The sequence below is a fragment of the Gordonia effusa NBRC 100432 genome (assembly GCF_000241305.1).
In the GTDB taxonomy this organism is placed as follows: domain Bacteria; phylum Actinomycetota; class Actinomycetes; order Mycobacteriales; family Mycobacteriaceae; genus Gordonia; species Gordonia effusa.
The window spans coordinates 35,510-52,039 of record NZ_BAEH01000091.1 but is presented as its reverse complement, the minus strand read 5'-3'; the positions used below and the strand labels follow the sequence as shown (position 1 = coordinate 52,039).

Annotated in this window: 21 protein-coding genes; 3 read left to right on the top strand and 18 right to left on the bottom strand. The window is 63.0% G+C overall.

All coding sequences use genetic code 11. The features are described 5' to 3' along the window. Window positions 1–14 precede the first annotated feature (14 nt). Complete coding sequence (locus GOEFS_RS15630) at window positions 15–392, top strand: PPOX class F420-dependent oxidoreductase (protein WP_007318903.1); 378 nt, start codon at window positions 15–17, stop codon at window positions 390–392. Window positions 393–609: 217 nt separating this feature from the next. Here GOEFS_RS15630 and rpsQ read toward each other — a convergent pair whose 3' ends face one another. From rpsQ to rpsJ, 11 genes are read right to left on the bottom strand one after another with little or no spacing between them, the layout of a single operon-like run. Continuing rightward, window positions 610–900: a 30S ribosomal protein S17 gene (gene rpsQ / locus GOEFS_RS15625; RefSeq protein ID WP_007318902.1), complete on the bottom strand. Its 291-nt coding sequence runs from the start codon at window positions 898–900 to the stop codon at window positions 610–612. Beyond that, window positions 897–1,127 (bottom strand): 50S ribosomal protein L29, encoded by a 231-nt coding sequence (gene rpmC, locus GOEFS_RS15620; RefSeq protein WP_007318901.1) that lies wholly within the window; start codon window positions 1,125–1,127, stop codon window positions 897–899. Before rpmC ends, rpsQ begins: the two co-directional genes overlap by 4 nt. Next, the gene (gene rplP / locus GOEFS_RS15615) at window positions 1,127–1,543 is read right to left on the bottom strand and encodes a 50S ribosomal protein L16 (protein ID WP_007318900.1); all 417 of its coding nucleotides are present in this window, start codon (window positions 1,541–1,543) and stop codon (window positions 1,127–1,129) included. Before rplP ends, rpmC begins: the two co-directional genes overlap by 1 nt. Before the next feature lie 2 nt (window positions 1,544–1,545). Next, on the bottom strand, window positions 1,546–2,397 hold the full coding sequence (rpsC, locus tag GOEFS_RS15610) for a 30S ribosomal protein S3 (RefSeq protein WP_007318899.1): 852 nt from the start codon (window positions 2,395–2,397) through the stop codon (window positions 1,546–1,548). Between the two features lie 2 nt (window positions 2,398–2,399). Then, window positions 2,400–2,816 (bottom strand): 50S ribosomal protein L22, encoded by a 417-nt coding sequence (gene rplV, locus GOEFS_RS15605; protein WP_007318898.1) that lies wholly within the window; start codon window positions 2,814–2,816, stop codon window positions 2,400–2,402. Window positions 2,817–2,818: 2 nt separating this feature from the next. Beyond that, window positions 2,819–3,100 (bottom strand): 30S ribosomal protein S19, encoded by a 282-nt coding sequence (gene rpsS, locus GOEFS_RS15600; RefSeq protein ID WP_007318897.1) that lies wholly within the window; start codon window positions 3,098–3,100, stop codon window positions 2,819–2,821. Window positions 3,101–3,118: 18 nt separating this feature from the next. Beyond that, entirely contained in the window at window positions 3,119–3,955 is an 837-nt protein-coding gene (gene rplB / locus GOEFS_RS15595; protein ID WP_007318896.1) for a 50S ribosomal protein L2, read from the bottom strand. 34 nt (window positions 3,956–3,989) lie between these two features. Beyond that, entirely contained in the window at window positions 3,990–4,295 is a 306-nt protein-coding gene (rplW, locus tag GOEFS_RS15590; protein ID WP_007318895.1) for a 50S ribosomal protein L23, read from the bottom strand. A 2-nt stretch (window positions 4,296–4,297) separates the two neighbouring features. Beyond that, window positions 4,298–4,960 (bottom strand): 50S ribosomal protein L4, encoded by a 663-nt coding sequence (rplD, locus tag GOEFS_RS15585; RefSeq protein ID WP_007318894.1) that lies wholly within the window; start codon window positions 4,958–4,960, stop codon window positions 4,298–4,300. Beyond that, window positions 4,957–5,610: a 50S ribosomal protein L3 gene (rplC, locus tag GOEFS_RS15580; protein WP_007318893.1), complete on the bottom strand. Its 654-nt coding sequence runs from the start codon at window positions 5,608–5,610 to the stop codon at window positions 4,957–4,959. The genes rplD and rplC overlap by 4 nt, the downstream gene beginning before the upstream one ends. Window positions 5,611–5,625: 15 nt before the next feature. Beyond that, complete coding sequence (rpsJ, locus tag GOEFS_RS15575; protein ID WP_007318892.1) at window positions 5,626–5,931, bottom strand: 30S ribosomal protein S10; 306 nt, start codon at window positions 5,929–5,931, stop codon at window positions 5,626–5,628. Window positions 5,932–6,470: 539 nt separating this feature from the next. Between rpsJ and GOEFS_RS15565 the strand changes: the two genes are divergently transcribed. Together GOEFS_RS15565 and GOEFS_RS15560 are read left to right on the top strand one after the other, a co-directional pair. After that, window positions 6,471–8,099: a DUF4153 domain-containing protein gene (locus GOEFS_RS15565; protein WP_083837348.1), complete on the top strand. Its 1,629-nt coding sequence runs from the start codon at window positions 6,471–6,473 to the stop codon at window positions 8,097–8,099. 53 nt (window positions 8,100–8,152) lie between these two features. Further along, window positions 8,153–8,635, top strand: a complete 483-nt coding sequence (locus GOEFS_RS15560; RefSeq protein ID WP_007318889.1) for a hotdog fold domain-containing protein — start codon at window positions 8,153–8,155, stop codon at window positions 8,633–8,635. A gap of 6 nt (window positions 8,636–8,641) precedes the next feature. Here the strand turns inward: GOEFS_RS15560 and GOEFS_RS15555 are convergent, their stop codons facing one another. The 7 genes from GOEFS_RS15555 to mftE all read right to left on the bottom strand — a co-directional run bounded on the left by GOEFS_RS15555 (window position 8,642) and on the right by mftE (window position 16,504). Continuing rightward, window positions 8,642–9,877 carry a hypothetical protein gene (locus GOEFS_RS15555; RefSeq protein WP_007318888.1) on the bottom strand — a complete coding sequence of 412 codons (1,236 nt, stop codon included), beginning with the start codon at window positions 9,875–9,877 and terminating at the stop codon, window positions 8,642–8,644. A 101-nt stretch (window positions 9,878–9,978) separates the two neighbouring features. Beyond that, window positions 9,979–11,133 (bottom strand): lipase family protein, encoded by a 1,155-nt coding sequence (locus GOEFS_RS15550; protein ID WP_050949927.1) that lies wholly within the window; start codon window positions 11,131–11,133, stop codon window positions 9,979–9,981. A gap of 76 nt (window positions 11,134–11,209) precedes the next feature. Continuing rightward, the gene (locus GOEFS_RS15545) at window positions 11,210–11,638 is read right to left on the bottom strand and encodes a PPOX class F420-dependent oxidoreductase (RefSeq protein WP_007318886.1); all 429 of its coding nucleotides are present in this window, start codon (window positions 11,636–11,638) and stop codon (window positions 11,210–11,212) included. Next, window positions 11,635–12,999, bottom strand: coding sequence for an FAD-binding oxidoreductase (locus tag GOEFS_RS15540; protein ID WP_007318885.1), 1,365 nt, complete (start codon window positions 12,997–12,999; stop codon window positions 11,635–11,637). Before GOEFS_RS15540 ends, GOEFS_RS15545 begins: the two co-directional genes overlap by 4 nt. Window positions 13,000–13,031: 32 nt before the next feature. Then, window positions 13,032–14,363, bottom strand: coding sequence for a mycofactocin system GMC family oxidoreductase MftG (mftG, locus tag GOEFS_RS15535; protein WP_040525258.1), 1,332 nt, complete (start codon window positions 14,361–14,363; stop codon window positions 13,032–13,034). A 3-nt stretch (window positions 14,364–14,366) separates the two neighbouring features. Further along, complete coding sequence (gene mftF / locus GOEFS_RS15530) at window positions 14,367–15,797, bottom strand: mycofactocin biosynthesis glycosyltransferase MftF (protein WP_007318883.1); 1,431 nt, start codon at window positions 15,795–15,797, stop codon at window positions 14,367–14,369. Then, entirely contained in the window at window positions 15,794–16,504 is a 711-nt protein-coding gene (mftE, locus tag GOEFS_RS15525) for a mycofactocin biosynthesis peptidyl-dipeptidase MftE (RefSeq protein ID WP_040525267.1), read from the bottom strand. Before mftE ends, mftF begins: the two co-directional genes overlap by 4 nt. Between the last annotated feature and the right edge of the window lie 26 nt (window positions 16,505–16,530).

The following is a 16,530-nucleotide window of genomic DNA, read 5'->3' as shown; positions in this document are numbered from 1 at the left end:
ACTACGGTTGATACATGCCAACTTTCGCTGATGTCGCCAAAGCTAAATACATCTCGCTGACCACCTTCACCAAAGACGGTCGGCCAAAGCCGACGCCAATCTGGGCCGCACCCAGCGGCGACAAACTTCTGGTTATCACCGAGGGGTCCGCCTGGAAGGTCAAACGCATCCGGAACACGCCCCGAGTCACCATCGCGATCTGCGATGCCCGCGGCAATGTCAAAGGCGACGCCGTCGAAGCCACCGCGGTCATCCTCGATAAGTCTCGCAACGGCGAGGTCTACGACGCCATCGGCCGTCGCTACGGCATCATCGGGAAGACGTTCAACGTCTTCAGCAAGTTACGCGGCGGCATGAAAAAGAATGTGGGACTGGAGATTTCAGCCGCTTAGGCTACCCGCCCGCGAAAATCGTCCGAATAGTGTGCCAGCGAGGGCAAGTTGCCCTTGCTGGCACACTATTCGGACGATTTTCCACGACGGGCGCTTCGGGCAATTGTGGATCCGGAAGCGCGACGCGATCACCGGAATCGTCATCGGCCCCAAAACCAAAGCGGCCCACTCCCTTTCGGGAATGGGCCGCTTTATAAGGCGTGCGAGCCGGGCAGACCTACTTGGCCTTCTCCAGCACCTCGACCAGACGCCAGCGCTTGGTGGCGCTGGTCGGACGGGTCTCCATCAGACGAACGCGGTCGCCGATGCCGGCGTCACCGTTCTCGTCATGTGCCTTGACCTTGCTGGTCGTGCGGATGATCTTGCCGTAGAGCGGGTGGCTCTTACGATCTTCCAGCTCGACCACGATGGTCTTCTGCATCTTGTCGCTGACCACGTACCCGATCCGCTCTTTGCGGCGGGCGCGCTCAGTCGTCGTATTCTCAGTCACCTTCTGGTCCTCACTCATGCGTCAGCCTCCGGTCCGGCAGCCAACCCGAGCTCACGCTCGCGCATGACGGTGTAGATCCGGGCGATCTCGCGACGCACGGTCCGCAGACGACGGTTGTTGTCAAGCTGGCCGGTAGCCATCTGGAAACGAAGGTTGAACAGCTCTTCCTTCGACTCCTTAAGGCGATCGACGAGATCGGTATCACCGAGCTCGCGGAGCTCGGCAGCGGCGGTTCCCAATGCCATCAGAACTGCTCCTCTCGAGTCACGATGCGGGTCTTGATGGGCAGCTTGTGCTGCGCGCGGCGCAGGGCCTCGCGAGCGACTGCCTCATCGGGGTAGCTCATCTCGAACAGCACGCGACCCGGCTTGACCGGGGCGACCCACCACTCGGGCGAACCTTTACCGGAACCCATGCGGGTTTCGGCTGGCTTCTTGGTCAGCGGGCGGTCGGGGAAGATGTTGATCCACACCTTGCCACCACGCTTGATGTGCCGGTTGATGGCGATACGTGCCGACTCGATCTGACGGTTGGTGATGTACGCACCCTGCAACGCCTGGATGCCGTACTCGCCGAACGTCACCTTGGTGCCGCCCGATGCCTGGCCCTTCAGGCTGGGGTGATGCTGCTTGCGGTGTTTAACCCGACGTGGGATCAACATGGCTAGCTCTCCTGATTCGCTTCGGTCGGTGACGTGCCGCCCGCTCGCTCCGCTCCCGGCGCGGTGGCCGGTGCGTCAGCCGCGACCGCGGCAGGTGCCTCAGCGGCACGTCCTGCCTCGGTGCTGGTCGCGGTGGTGCCCGAAGCACCACTACGACGCGGCCGGCTGGGGCGACGCGAACGACGATCGTCGGACGGCGCAGCGGCCGCGGTCAGCTCACGCTTTCCACCGACGATGTCGCCCTTGTAGATCCAGACCTTCACACCGATACGGCCGAAGGTGGTCTTGGCTTCGTAGAGTCCGTAGTCGATGTCGGCGCGCAGCGTATGCAGCGGCACGCGTCCTTCGCGGTAGAACTCACTGCGGCTCATTTCTGCGCCACCCAGGCGACCCGAGCACTGAACCCGGATGCCCTTCACATTCGGCTGACGCATCGCCGACTGAATCGCCTTACGCATCGCGCGACGGAATGCCACACGGTTGCTCAGCTGTTCAGCGACGCCCTGGGCCACCAACTGGGCCTCGGACTCTGCGTTCTTCACCTCGAGGATGTTCAGCTGCACCTGCTTGCCGGTCAGCTTCTCCAGGTCGCCACGGATCCGGTCGGCCTCGGCGCCACGGCGACCGATGACGATGCCCGGACGGGCGGTGTGGATGTCGACGCGGACGCGGTCACGCGTGCGCTCGATCTCCACCTTGGCGATGCCGGCACGCTCGAGGCCGGTGGCCAGGAGCTTGCGGATGGCGACATCCTCTTTTACGTAGTCCGCGTACTGCTTGTCTGCGTACCACCGCGACTTCCAGTCGGTGGTGATGCCCAGACGGAAGCCGTGCGGGTTGATTTTCTGGCCCACTACTAGGCTCCCTTCTTGGGCTGGCGCGAACGTGCCGAAGATGTACGCTGTCCGCCCTTCGAGTTCGGCGTACTTTCCACGATCACGGTGATGTGGCTGGTGCGCTTACGGATACGGAACGCGCGACCCTGCGCACGCGGCTGGAACCGCTTGAGCGTCGGGCCTTCGTCGGCGAATGTCTCGGAGACGACCAGGGTGCGACGATCGAGCCCCAGGTTGTTCTCGGCGTTGGCGATCGCGCTGGCGAGCACCTTGTAGACCGGCTCGCTGGCGGCCTGCGGAGCGAACCGCAGGATGTCCAGTGCCTCGTCGACATTCTTGCCGCGTACGAGCGCGAGCACACGACGTACCTTCATCGGCGTCGCGCTGACGTGCTTGGCGGTTGCCTTAGCGGTCGGATTCTCAGTTTGCGTAGTCATGGTTACCGACGCTTCGCTTTCCGGTCATCCTTGATGTGACCTTTGAAGGTACGTGTCGGGGCGAACTCGCCCAGCTTGTGGCCGACCATGTTGTCCGAGATGAACACCGGGACGTGCTTGCGGCCGTCGTGCACCGCAAAGGTGTGTCCGATGAAGTCGGGGATGATGGTCGAACGGCGTGACCAGGTCTTGATGACCTGCTTGGTGCCCTTTTCGTTCTGCGTGTCCACCTTCGCAAGGAGGTGGTCGTCGACGAACGGGCCTTTCTTGAGGCTGCGTGGCATTCTCTAACTCCCTCCTTGTTATCGCTTGTTCTTGCCGGTGCGACGGCGCCGGACGATGAGCTTGTCGCTCGCCTTGTTCTTACGGGTACGGCCTTCTGGCTGACCCCACGGGCTGACCGGGTGGCGACCACCGGAGGTCTTACCCTCACCACCACCGTGCGGGTGGTCGACCGGGTTCATCACGACACCACGGACGGTCGGGCGCTTGCCCTTCCACCGCATGCGGCCGGCCTTGCCCCAGTTGATGTTGCTCTGCTCGGCGTTGCCCACCTCGCCGACGGTTGCGCGGCAGCGCACGTCGACGCGACGGATTTCACCGGAGGGCATACGCAGGGTGGCGTAGGCGCCTTCCTTACCGAGCAGCTGGATGCCAGCACCCGCACTGCGGGCCATCTTGGCGCCGCCGCCCGGACGCAGCTCCACCGCGTGCACGGTGGTACCGGTCGGGATGTTGCGCAGGGGCAGGTTGTTGCCCGGCTTGATGTCGGCGCCCGGACCGCTCTCCACGACGTCGCCCTGGTTCAGGTTCTTCGGCGCGATGATGTAGCGCTTCTCGCCGTCGAGGTAGTGCAGCAGTGCGATGCGTGCGGTGCGGTTGGGGTCGTACTCGATGTGCGCGACCTTGGCGTTGATGCCGTCCTTGTCGTTACGACGGAAGTCGATCAGACGGTAGGCACGCTTGTGGCCGCCACCCTTGTGACGAGTTGTGATGCGCCCGTGCGCATTTCGTCCACCGCGACCGTGCAGCGGGCGAACCAGCGACTTCTCCGGGTGGTTACGGGTGACTTCGGCGAAGTCCGAGCCGCTACTGCCACGACGACCCGGGGTCGTCGGCTTGTACTTACGAATAGCCATGAGTCTTGTTCCTTATCTGAAGGTCCAATCGGCGTCAGCCGACCGGTCCTCCGAAGATCTCGATGGGCTTGGAATCGGCGGCCAGCGTCACCATCGCGCGCTTGGTCGACTTGCGTCGGCCGTAACCGGTGCGGGTGCGCTTGCGCTTACCCTGCCGGTTGGCGGTGTTCACACTGGTGACGGTGACATCGAAGATCTTCTCGATCGCGATCTTGATCTCGGTCTTGTTCGAATTAGGCGCCACCACGAAGGTGTAGACGTTGTCTTCGATCAGTCCGTAGGACTTCTCGGAGATCACCGGCGCCAGGATGATGTCACGCGGGTCTGCGTGCGTAGCCATGCCTAGGCCTCCTTCGATTTAGTGTTCGCCTCAACGAAGGCGTTCAGCGTCTCGACGCTGAAGACAACTTCATCCGAGTCGAGGACGTCGTAGGTGTTCAGCTGATCGGGAGCGATCGGCTGTACGAACGGCAAGTTCGCGACGCTCTTCCAGGCGGTCAGGTCTTCGCGGCCGAGGACCACGAGGAACTTCTTGCGCTCGGAGAGCAGCTCCAGGAACTTACGTGCGGTCTTGGTCGACGGCACCTGGCCGGCAACCAACTCGTCGATGACGTGGATGCGATCGTTGCGAGCACGGTCGCTCAGCGCACCACGGAGAGCGGCTGCCTTCATCTTCTTCGGGGTCCGCTGGCTGTAGTCACGCGGCTGCGGGCCGTGTACAACGCCACCACCGGCGAACTGCGGAGCGCGGGTCGAACCCTGACGCGCACGACCGGTTCCCTTCTGGCGGTAAGGCTTTGCGCCACCGCCGGAAACCTCGCCACGAGTCTTGGTCGAGTGCGTACCCTGCCGTGCCGCCGCCTGCTGGGCGATGACGACCTGGTGCATCAGTGCGATGTTGGCCGTGGCGTCGAAGATCTCGGCCGGCAGTTCAACGGTTCCGTTGGTCTTGCCGTCGACGGTCTTGACGTCCAGGGTCAGATTGGCTTTGGTTTCGGTGCTCATTTGGCACCACCCTTCACTGCATCACGCACGACCACGATGCCGCCCTTGCGGCCGGGGATCGCGCCCTTGATCAACAGCAGACCTGCTTCGGCATCCACCTTGTGGACGGTGAGGTTCTGCGTGGTCACTTTGTCGTTACCCATGCGACCCGCCATGCGCATGCCCTTGAACACGCGGCCCGGGGTGGCACAGCCACCGATCGAACCCGGTGCACGGTGGACACGGTGCGCGCCGTGGCTGGCGCCCAGGCCGGCGAAGCCGTGGCGCTTCATAACGCCGGCGAAGCCCTTGCCCTTGCTGGTGCCGGTCACGTCGACGAGCGCGCCGTCGGCGAAGATCTCGGCGGTCAGCTCCTGGCCGACCTCGAACTCAGCGGCGTCGTTGACGCGGATTTCCGCGACGTGGCGACGCGGGGTCACGCCCGCCTTGGCGAACTGGCCGGCGACCGGCTTGATCACCTTGCGGGGATCGATCGCGCCATAAGCCAATTGGACGGCGGCGTAGCCGTCGCGCTCGGCAGTGCGGATCTGAGTGATCACGTTGGGGCCGGCCTTGATAACGGTGACCGGGACAACGCGGTTGTTCTCGTCGAACACCTGGGTCATACCAAGTTTGGTACCCAAGATGCCCTTCGTAGCATTCTGTGTCATAGCTGCAACCCTCGCCTACTGGATGTTGACGTCGACGCTCGCCGGAAGATCGATGCGCATGAGCGCGTCAACCGTCTTCGGCGTGGGGTCGAGAATGTCGATGAGTCGCTTGTGAGTGCGCATCTCGAAGTGCTCGCGGCTGTCCTTGTACTTGTGCGGCGAGCGGATGACGCAATACACGTTCTTTTCAGTGGGCAACGGCACCGGGCCAACGATCCGTGCCCCGGTACGGGTCACGGTCTCCACGATTTTGCGCGCAGATGCGTCGATCGCTTCGTGGTCGTAGGCCTTGAGCCTGATGCGGATCTTCTGTCCCGCCACGCTGTGTCCTCTTCCGTCAGATTTTCTCTCGACAGACAAACACCGCGTGACCTGGCCCGAACACACTCGGGTGGGTGCACATGACCTCGGGCAACTTCCGAAGATCTACGCTGTTCATCTGTCGTTGTACGTTGCCGGGTTGATCCCGGCGGGGCTCCGGTCCACGCGGTCGGGCGTGTCGGTCCGCTGAAGCTGGTTCAGCGCGTTTCACGCACAATCCGAATGTCTCGGGCTGGCAGTCGCCTACCTGATCGAGGCCGCGAAATAGCGACTACCCCATCAAGGCAACCCGACAAGTATGCACCATTTGGCCGGGCAGGCCAAATCGACGGCGCTGAGGGCGGGCGACGACTGGTTTCCGCGCGCTCGACATCGGCGAGGGCGTTACTCCCTTGGCGCGACTCAGGCCGCAGACTTCAGCCGACGCCATCCGCTCGAATTTACTAAGGAATTCTTATTATTCACTTTCGGGAACTAGATCGTCGGGACCGTCGTTAACGGGTTTCACCGTTTTCGGATCCAGAAAGGTCCATCCCGATATGCCCGAGAACTCTGAGCCCGGCCCTTCGACGCCGGGATCCACCTCTGACGAACCAACGCCATCGCAATCACAGTCGGACGCGGCGGCATCACCGCCGACGACGACATCCCCACTAAAGGCGGGAACCATCCCGCCCTACCCCGCCGCCCCCATGCCATCGTTGCCGCCGCGAGTTCGCTGGTGGACCTCGCGCGAGTCCAACGTCACCTATCCGCGGGCAACGCTGATGGCAGTCGCCGCGATGGGAATCGTCGGCGCGTTCTGTTGGCGCATTGACGAGACCGGTATCGGCATCACCCTTACCGGCATCGCCGCCTTAACAGCCGTACTTGCGACCGCGCCCGGCGACTTTCGCACGCGAACCTCGCCGTATTGGGTGGTCATGGCAGTGGGCATCGTCGGATTGGTGACGGTTCCCTCGTTCCGCGACGCCGACTGGGTCTGCGCATTGTGCATACTCGCCGCCATCGCCGCGGGCGCGGTGCTCTTCGTTGAGGCGCATGGCCTTCGCGGGTTGTGGCTAGCGGCGCTGAGTCCCGCGTTCGCACCCTTCGGGGGATTTATGGCACTGTTTCGCCGACCGCCCAGGCCACCTCGCGCCAATGCCCGGCAGCATTCTGCCTTGATCCTGGTCGTCACGGTCACGACGATCCTGCTGTTGATCGTTTTCGGCGCGTTGTTCGCGAGTGCCGATGCGACCTTCGGCTCACTCTTCGACGTCAACCTCGACAATCCCGTCGGCCCCGACCTCGCCGCGGCGCTTGTCGCCGGAGTTGTGATCGCGCTCTTCACCCTCGGCGGCGCTTTTCTCACCGCACAGGGCACTCGTTACCCGTCCCGCCCCCAACGCCAGTTGCCACCGATCTGGGCGTGGGCCGTACCCGTCGGCGCACTGTTCGCGATGTTCCTGCTCTTTCTCGGCGTACAGGCGACCGCGATGTTCGGCGGCGACGACTTTGTCCAGAAGACCGCCGATCTCACCTATTCGGAGTATGCGCGCCAAGGCTTTTGGCAGTTGCTCGTCGTAGGCATATTGGTAATCGGCGTCGCGATCACCGCATGGCATTTCGTCGACGTCGATAATTCGCGCTCGCGCCTATCAGCACGAGTTCTGCTCGGCGGCCTGTGCATCGCGACGCTCGCCGTTAGCTTCTCGGCCATCCATCGGATGACGCGATACATCAACGCGTACGGGATGACCGAAGACCGCATCTTCGGCATCTTCGTCGAAGTTCTCGTCGGTCTGGTGATGATCGGCTTCCTGGTCGCGGGCGCCCGAATGAGCGCCGCCGGCCTTACGCGAACGCTGGTCGCGCTCGGTATGTTCGCGACGCTCGGCTTCGCACTATTCAATCCGGAGCGGTACATCGCGCACTACAACATTGATCGATACGAGTCCACCGGCAAGGTCGACGCCTACTACCTCGGCGGTTTGTCTGCCGACGCCGCCAGCCAATTCGGCCGTCTACCAACGAATCTGCGCGCCTGCACTGATTGGCACTATGCCCATCGCCACGGCGAGAAAAGTTGGCGCGAGTTCTCCTTCGCGCGGTACACCCCGTCGGCGTCGCAGATCAATGGGAAGTCGTATTACGACACGAACTGCGCCACGCACCGCGGTTATTGATACCCCGCACAGTCGGACTACCCACTATCTTACCGTGCGGTAAGATAGTGGGTATGTCTGAGAAGCGCACCACCAGCGCCACCTACGCACTGCGCAAGAAGCTGCCCAACAACGCCTTTGGAAACGCACTGTTCTCCATCGGCATGGTCGCTCGCGTCCCCTACTTCGGCACCATCCTCCCGGTGGTCACCGACATGGAGCCCGGCTACTGCAAAGTGACCGCCCCCAAGTGGTTCGGCGTCCACAACCACATCGGAACCTTCCACGCGATCGCGGCCTGCAACCTCGCCGAAGCAGCGATGGGCATGTTGATGGAGGCCACTACGCCATCGACGCACCGCTGGCTGCCCAAGGCGATGAACGCTCAATATCTCGCCAAGGCCGGCACCCGACTCACTGCCGAGGCCCGACTCGCAGACGTCGACTTCGACGCCATCACCACCGGCACCGACGTCGTGGTGAATATCGCCGTTCGCGACATCGACGGCAACGAGGTCGTGCACTGCGACATCACCACCTGGGTTACCCCGGCCTGAGCTTGGCTACCCGAAACACGCCTGCCAGCCGCGGTTGCGCAAGACCGTCACATCGCAATAGGTCGCGCGCGGATAGTAGGCACCCATCGTCGATGCCGGGTCGGTGCGATTGGCCTGCTCGGCCTGCACCGTCTGCGGATAGAACGCCGACGACGGCAGCATATATCTGAGGAAGACCACCTTCTTCGGCACCGACGTCGAGCCCCAGGGAATCACCGTCAGCGCCGGATTCGACGACGACGCCATATCCTGTTGTACCGCAACGACATACGTGTAATAGCCGTCGGCGTCGAGTCGGGTCTGGAAATCCGCCGCGCACGCGACGACCGGATATGGGCTGACTTTGTCGTTCTGGCACATCGACCAGTACCGCAAGTCGACGCCGGGTTGCGCCGGGGACGCGCCTGCTCGCGTGTTCGGATACGTCGGCGCTTTGCCGCGCACCACGGCGACCCGACCCGGACGGTAGGTCAGTGCGGCACCGATATATTTGTTGTCTCCGTTGGGAAACAGCCCCGCTGTGCTCGCCGGGTTCACGAAAGTAGCCTCCGGCGAATTCGCCGGAAATGAATTGGCCGCCGCATTCCCGATCGCCTTGTCGAAGACCGACGTCAACGCCTCGGCTATTGGACCGCGATAGTTACGCGGATTGAACGGGACCGCACATGGCGGCAGATGCACAGCGGTACCGCCGAGATGCATGGTGACGTCGGGCAGCGTCACACCGCCATTCGCCGACGTCGGGTTGTGCGGCACATAGACACGAATAATGAGGAATCCCAACGGAATCCGTTGCTTTCCCGCAGCCGGAAGCCCACGTATCTCATTACGTGCGTGGTTGGCAGGGCGATTGACTACCGTCGCTTTCCACTTCCCATTCCCCAAACTCGACGCCGCAGCTGTCGACGCATAGGGATTTCCGCCGGAGACTGGGTGAATTTGGTTGTCGCGCAATGTATCGACCGTATTGAAGTCGGTTCCGTAGGTATTCAGCGAAAAGTACCGGGCCGTCGGGTAGGTGCCGGACAAACTGATCGAGTCACCACCGCCGAGCAGGTACGGCAAAATCCAATAGGTGGCATTGGCGTCGGGGAACGCGACGTTGAGATCCGAGCTGTTCGACATCAGTTGCCACGCGCAGCCCGGCGGTGGTGCGTATCCCTGTGGCGCACCGGAAGCGGGAGCGGTCATCGACAGAGTCGGCATCGCTACCGCCACAATCAGTATCATCAAGCGTCGCATGACTTTCGAGGATCCTTGAGCGCCCATAGATCGAGATTATGGCGTGTCAACTTCAACCGAAAGGTTACTTAGCCGGGCGTATCGACTGATTGGTGAATCGCCTAACCCGCGGGCCACCGCAAACTGTTCGCCCATCGCAGCGCCTGGGTCTCCACCGAACTTTCCAATCCGTGTGCGGTCGGCACCTTGCGATAATCAACCGATACCTTGTTGTTGTGCCGCAACAACCCGACGAAGTCGTCCGTAAACGGAACGGGCACAACAGGATCGTAGATTCCCTGATAGATGAGAATGGGAGCGCGATAACCCGAATTCGGAACACTCGTGATCTGCCGAATGGCTTCGATCAGATTACCCTGCGCCAGCGGTCGCGAAACCAATTGCCCCACACCGAGCCCCTTGGTCGCACGTCCCTGGTTCGGATAGCACAACGTCTTCGCGTTCTCGACGACACGTTTACCCAACGGAGTGAGATACGAATCCACATCGACGTCGGGGCGCGCGACCTTGACTCCGGCCAGAATGTAGGACACATAGGTGACATAGTCGGGCACCGGTACCGGCGGGATACCCGGTCGAATGACCGAAACCATCGCGGCTATCTCCGTCGGCACCGACTGCGCGACCGTGCCGACATTCTTCAGTTCGGGTGCGTACGTATGTGCTTGTCGGCCGGCCCAGAGCGAGGTCTGCCCGCCCTGCGAACCTCCTACGGTGACCACGCCGCTGCCTAGGGTCTGGCCGGTGTACTTCTGGACGATTACCCGTGCCGCGCGTGCGGCGTCGAGGAGGTTCTTCCCGGCGACTTTGCCATCGGAATAGGCGTGCACACCCGGACCACCGATGCCGGCGTATTCCGTTGTCGCGAAGACATATCCGCTGCCGAGCCACTGCCCGAACCAGTCGTCGAATACACCTTTGCCGTCGACCTTGCTGCCCATCCGATCGGTGGTCGTGCACCTATCTCCGAGGCCGGTGGTGCCGTGTCCAAATGCCACCAGCCGCCATCCAGCCGCAGGTCGCGCGGGGATCGACACCGAGCCGCGAACCGGAACGAGGTGCCCATGCGGCCCCTCGGAGAGATAGGTCATCGCAATAACACGCTGCGCGTTCACGATTCGCGAATTCGGTTGCGCCGTAATCTCGTTCGACGAGATCACGGTGCCGGCGGCCGCGCGCGGCGCCGCGTCGGCAATCGACGCCACCGACGTCAGCGTCGCCATCGCGATCATCAGCAACCCAAGCCGCATCGACATTCGACACAGCACACCACTGCTCGTCGCGCTAGTTCCTAGCATACCGGAAACGGTACACCAGGGATAAGCTAACTAGTCACGCGGTAGCGTCCAACTGTGCGATCACCTTGGTCGGCGTGATCCACACAACCAGCTCGCCCGGCACACCATTGCGGGCCCCGAACTCCTCGGCACGGTCGGCACCCATGTACCGGCCGCCGCACGCGGCGGCTATCCGCGCTACTTCCGATAGGTCGTCGGATAGTTCCACCGCGCCCTGTACCGTCACAAACCCGTACGGCGGCTCTTGCAGGTCCACACAGAGCGCCACTCTCGGATCACGCTGCATGGCACGGGCTTTGGCCGTTGTCGCCCCCGTGTTGAACGCGAGTCGATCGCCATCGACGACGAACCAGATCGGCACGGTCAACGGACGTCCGTCCGACGCCGTGTAGGCCAGGTGCCCGGTCCTAGTTCCGTCCGCGAGGAAGTTCTGGATCGCCGGGTCGTTGAATGTATAGCTCATAACACCACTCCTGGGTTCAATAGTCCTTGCGGGTCCAAGGCATATTTGATCATTCGGGTCATCTCCATCACGTCGGGGCCAACCTGATTCGGTAGCCACCCCTTCTTCAACCGCCCGACTCCGTGTTCACCGGTAATAGTTCCGCCGAGTTCGATCGCCAGATCCATAATCTGCCCGAATGCCTCGGTGGCCCTGCGTGTTTCATCGACATCATTCGGATCGTGCACGATCAGCGGATGCGTATTTCCGTCACCGGCATGTGCGATTACCGAGATGGTCACGTCATTCCGCGCCGCTATCTTCGCCACCCCGGCGACCAGAGCAGGCAACTGCGGCAGCGGCACCCCGACATCCTCGAGCAATAGAGGGCCAAGTCGTTCGACTGCGGGAATTGCCGCGCGCCGCGCTGCGGTGAACGCCTCACCTTCGGCCCCGTCGGTCGTCGAAAAGCACTCGGTTGCACCATGCCTGTTGAATGCGTCCTCGATGATCGCCAGCTCATGTGTCACCGCTGGCCCCGCCGCGTCCGACTGCGCGACAAGCATCGCGCCTGCCGACCGGTCGAGGTCCATCCTCAGCATGTCCTCCACCGCATTAATCGCCACCGCGTCCATGAATTCGAGCATCGCCGGGCGTATTTGCGCGGTGATATCCAGGACGGCGCGAGTGGCTTCGACAACCGACGGAAAGCTGGCGACCACCGTCGCCGGCGTCTGTTGCCGCGGCAACAGACGCAACGTCACTTCAGTGACGATGCCGAGCACGCCTTCGCTCCCGACGAACAGCTTGGTGAGCGGGAGCCCGGCCGAATCCTTCAGCTGACGACCACCGAGCCGCACCACGCGACCATCGGCAAGCACCACCTCCAGACCGAGTACATACTCGACCGTCACGCCGTATTTGACACAGCACAACCCGCCGGCATTGGTTGCCACGTTGCCGCCGATCGAGCAGATCTCGAACGACGAAGGATCCGGCGGATACCACAGATCATGTTCTGCGGCAGCGGCTTTCACGTCGGCATTCAACGCACCCGGTTGCGCGACGGCAGTGCGAGTCGCCGTATCGACGCTGATCGTCGTCATCTGTTCGGTGCAAACTGTCACCGCGCCGTCCACAGCTGTCGATCCGCCAGACAGGCTGGTGCCCGCGCCGCGAACAATCATCGGAACCGCGTGCCGCGCGCACCAACGCACCGCGGCTTGAACCTCGTCGGTATTCGTCGGCCGCACCAGCGCGACGGGAGTGCCGGCGTCGGGATCGTTGGCGCGGTCGAAGCGATAGGCACCGAGCACGTCGGCGTCGGTGACGACCCGCCCCGGCGGCAGGGCGGAAACAAGGCTGGAAAGATCTACGGCCATACCTCGATACTGCCCTATCTCTCCGGTTGACATCAGTGGATGAGCTCGTCGCCGATCAGGCAGGCAAGCATCATGATGGTTTCGTGTGGACCGCTGCGGCCCGCGTGCGGCAGGATTGATCCGTCCACTACGCGCAGCCCGTCGATACCTCGATGGGCGCCGTACCAATCAGTCGCCTGTCCGATCGGCAAAGTCGCGCACGCATGTTGCGACGTCGACGAAACCCCTGACACCGCAACCGAATTCGGCTCCACGATGTGATCAAACTCGGACGATTGGAGCATCCGCGACACCGAATCGACCCCGGCTGCCACGGCGTCACCGCCGCGCCAGAGTGCCGGGTCCCGGGGCCCCAGTTCAACCACCAGGGCTCCGCGTTCCCAGCTAAGTTGACCGAGCACTCCCGGCGTCATCGCGGCTACGCCTATCGCGGGACCCCACGCGGGTATCCGGTCGATAAACTTCGCGAAATCGTCAGAGTAGCAACGTATTTCACACCCTCCTGCGTCGTGGACCACCGTCTGCAGCAATGCTGGCGCGGTGCCGGGTGCCCGACGTCGCCGATAGCGGACCAGCACCTCCCGGTGTTCGACCACGGTCACATAACCATCGAGCAGGCCGGACCGGAAAAGCACTTCCGCGGTTCCCAATGTCCCGGCACAGAGGATCACCTGTCCCGCCGTCACGGTCGTAAGCCGACCGTCGAAGTTCACCTCCACACCGGTAACACGACCATCGCCGATCCGCAGCGTTCGGACTTCCGCACCACTCACCAACGTCAGATTCTCCCGCTCAGCAGCGGAGCGCAGATAGCCGTCAAACGCTGAAAACCGTTGTCCATCAACATTATTACTCAATACGCGATTCAGCCCGACGATCGGCCGGCGATCGGTTGGCTGCCGGGTCGGCACTCGCGCCGACCAGTAATCCTCGAAAGCGGCTGCGATATCGGTCAGTTCATCGTCCCGCCACTGCCGGACCCGCATGGTCCCGTCGACCCAATCGAGTTCGCTATACGCCTCGGCGATCTGGGTAGCCGACCATGGCCCGACGGCGACCAGGTCGCGGAGGTCCCCGTCGTGCCAGCGCATGAAGTATCCGCCGTTAACCGCTGACGAACCACCGAGACCCTGACCGCGTACTACCGACAATGTCGGATCGACCGTCTCGAATTCGCGCGCGTGCGCCGACTCGGGACCGATCGGCAGCTTAGAGAGCGCGGCGTCGCGCACCGACGTCGAGGGCCCCCGTTCGAGCAACATCACGCGTCGGCTCGGATCACGCGAAAGTCGTTCCGCTAACACACATCCAGCACTCCCCGCGCCGACTATGACGACATCAGCACGGTCAGCTGTCGGGCCCACGCGCTATGGAATCAGTTGCGGTCGAAGCGCGGAGAAGTCACCTGCACGAGCGGCGCCCTGCCACAGCCCGGCGCCGTATGCGAGGTCGTCGAGCCGATGCAACACGAAGTAGGTCAGCGGTCCGACGGTCGGTGCATGGTCTTCGACCAGCGCCGACCGAATCCACAACGTCAGCGACTCGGCAACGGCGATCTGAAGAACCAACAACCTGAACCTGCTGGAGACCAGCGCGCCGGCGACACTCACCGGCCAATAGTGGCGACAGACGGCGCCGGCGGTCTGGAGCAATCCGAAACCGATTGCCTTGCTCATCATCTCGGCTGTCACCAACTCACCCGAGGGCAGTTCACCTAATCGACGCCGTAGCCGCCAACTCATCTGGGCGATGCAGAAGACCGCGATCGCCAGACCGATCCGGGTACGCGAAAGCAGCGCGACGACAGCGAGCGCGAGCGGTATGCGCATGACTACCGGCGCGGCCAAATCATCGTGGCGCTGCGCCAGCGACGCCGCACCGGTGCCGTAGAAACGGCGACGGTCGAGTACCGCGCGGAGGGTGGTGCGATGATCGTGTGCCACCGTTGCCACCGGGTCGTAGCGGATCAGTTGTCCAGCTTGGTGAGTCCGCCAACACAGGTCGACGTCCTCGGCCACCCGCATCGACTCGTCAAACCCCGCAAATGCGTTGCGGCGCACGATCATTGCCGCACTCGGCACATACGGGACGCGAGTTCCGGGGATAACCGCCCCCTCCTGCGGCCCCATGTCGAGCGACGAGTACCCATTCTCGTAACGCTCGACCGGCGACCGAGCGTTCCGACGTAACCCGACAATGCGGGGCGCGACGATGGCCACCAACGGATCGGAAAAATGCCCCATCAACATGGTCAGCCAGTCCGTCGACGGCACCACGTCGGAGTCGAGAAACGCTACGAAGTCGGTCGTCGCGGCAGCCGCGCCAGCGTTGCGCGCTGCCGCCGGACCACGATTCGCCGAGAGACGCAGCACCCGGACGCCAGGCCGGTCTGCCGTGATCGGCACATCCGACGCGTCGTCGACGACGATGGCCTGGGTGTCGGCTGGCAGCGCGGCGATTAGACGGTCGACGCCGGATTGGTTGTCGCGCACCGGAATTACCACTGTCACCTGATCACTCGACGGGCCGAACATCGGGCGCGGATTCGCGATCCCGGACGCGAGTAAGGTGCGCGCGAGCTGGCGGGTGGCAACGTCGCAGACTTCGATGCGGCCATCTGCCGACGTCATCCCCAAGGCGCGGTCGCTCATCCGGAGCAGGCGCGTCGGGGAACCGCCGACGAGATACCGCAGATCGCCACGCACGCACGCCGAGTCGATCTGCACCTGAAAGCCGTTGGGCAGTTCGGTAGTGTCCGTCTCATCGACGTCGGGTGTCGACCCCGCCACCGCCGTCATGCGAGCATGCCCCGGTCGTCAATCTGCCAAGCGTCCAGGCGACGAGACAGCGCGCCGGTCATGCCGGCGATCAATTGACGGCCTTCGGCTTCATTCGCCCCGGCCGGGTCACCGAGCACACCATTCGGACTGACTGCACAAATCCCCTGTTGCGCAATATCTTTCATCAAATCAGTGATCGGCGTCGTATTGCCGGCGCGAGCGCGCTCAGTTACCACCAGTGCCGGTGAGATAGCCAGCAACAGCGACGTCTCGGTACGTCCCGCGTGGGCGTCACCACGCGCGGGAGCACACGGGAACCATGCGACGTCGCGGCCCTCGTAGCGGAGTCGACCCACCGCGTCGATCAGTGTCGGCACATTTCCCCCATGACCGTTGACGAAGACCACTCGCGAGGCCCACCGGCACACGCTGCGGCCATATTCGACGAGCATCAAACTAAGCGCGTCCCGGCCAACCGAAATTGTGCCGGGAAATCCTTCGTGCTCGCCGCTGGCCCCGTAATTGATGGCCGGCGCGACCACGAGCGAATCTAGTTGAGCATCAGCAACCACAGCGTCGGCGACAGCTTGCGCTACCTGAGTATCGGTGGAGAGTGGGAGATGTTCCCCATGCTGCTCTGTCGCACCGATCGGTACCAGTACGACGACCCCTGCACCGTCGAACTCAGGCCAGGTGCGATGACCCAGCTGCGCCGAACGTGTCATTCGCACCACTGTAGTCAGTTCACTCG

Excerpts from the sequence above, each read along its gene's own strand:
- GOEFS_RS15565 (WP_083837348.1), top strand. The coding sequence starts at position 6,471 with ATGCCCGAGAACTCTGAGCCCGGCCCTTCGACGCCGGGATCCACCTCT.
- rpsS (WP_007318897.1), bottom strand. The coding sequence starts at position 3,100 with ATGCCACGCAGCCTCAAGAAAGGCCCGTTCGTCGACGACCACCTCCTT.
- mftF (WP_007318883.1), bottom strand. The coding sequence starts at position 15,797 with ATGACGGCGGTGGCGGGGTCGACACCCGACGTCGATGAGACGGACACT.
- rplP (WP_007318900.1), bottom strand. The coding sequence starts at position 1,543 with ATGTTGATCCCACGTCGGGTTAAACACCGCAAGCAGCATCACCCCAGC.
- GOEFS_RS15545 (WP_007318886.1), bottom strand. The coding sequence starts at position 11,638 with ATGAGCTATACATTCAACGACCCGGCGATCCAGAACTTCCTCGCGGAC.
- rplW (WP_007318895.1), bottom strand. The coding sequence starts at position 4,295 with ATGGCTACGCACGCAGACCCGCGTGACATCATCCTGGCGCCGGTGATC.
- GOEFS_RS15560 (WP_007318889.1), top strand. The coding sequence starts at position 8,153 with ATGTCTGAGAAGCGCACCACCAGCGCCACCTACGCACTGCGCAAGAAG.
- rplV (WP_007318898.1), bottom strand. The coding sequence starts at position 2,816 with ATGACTACGCAAACTGAGAATCCGACCGCTAAGGCAACCGCCAAGCAC.
- GOEFS_RS15630 (WP_007318903.1), top strand. The coding sequence starts at position 15 with ATGCCAACTTTCGCTGATGTCGCCAAAGCTAAATACATCTCGCTGACC.
- mftE (WP_040525267.1), bottom strand. The coding sequence starts at position 16,504 with ATGACACGTTCGGCGCAGCTGGGTCATCGCACCTGGCCTGAGTTCGAC.
- rpmC (WP_007318901.1), bottom strand. The coding sequence starts at position 1,127 with ATGGCATTGGGAACCGCCGCTGCCGAGCTCCGCGAGCTCGGTGATACC.
- GOEFS_RS15540 (WP_007318885.1), bottom strand. The coding sequence starts at position 12,999 with ATGGCCGTAGATCTTTCCAGCCTTGTTTCCGCCCTGCCGCCGGGGCGG.
- GOEFS_RS15550 (WP_050949927.1), bottom strand. The coding sequence starts at position 11,133 with ATGTCGATGCGGCTTGGGTTGCTGATGATCGCGATGGCGACGCTGACG.
- rpsQ (WP_007318902.1), bottom strand. The coding sequence starts at position 900 with ATGAGTGAGGACCAGAAGGTGACTGAGAATACGACGACTGAGCGCGCC.
- rplD (WP_007318894.1), bottom strand. The coding sequence starts at position 4,960 with ATGAGCACCGAAACCAAAGCCAATCTGACCCTGGACGTCAAGACCGTC.
- GOEFS_RS15555 (WP_007318888.1), bottom strand. The coding sequence starts at position 9,877 with ATGCGACGCTTGATGATACTGATTGTGGCGGTAGCGATGCCGACTCTG.
- rplB (WP_007318896.1), bottom strand. The coding sequence starts at position 3,955 with ATGGCTATTCGTAAGTACAAGCCGACGACCCCGGGTCGTCGTGGCAGT.
- rplC (WP_007318893.1), bottom strand. The coding sequence starts at position 5,610 with ATGACACAGAATGCTACGAAGGGCATCTTGGGTACCAAACTTGGTATG.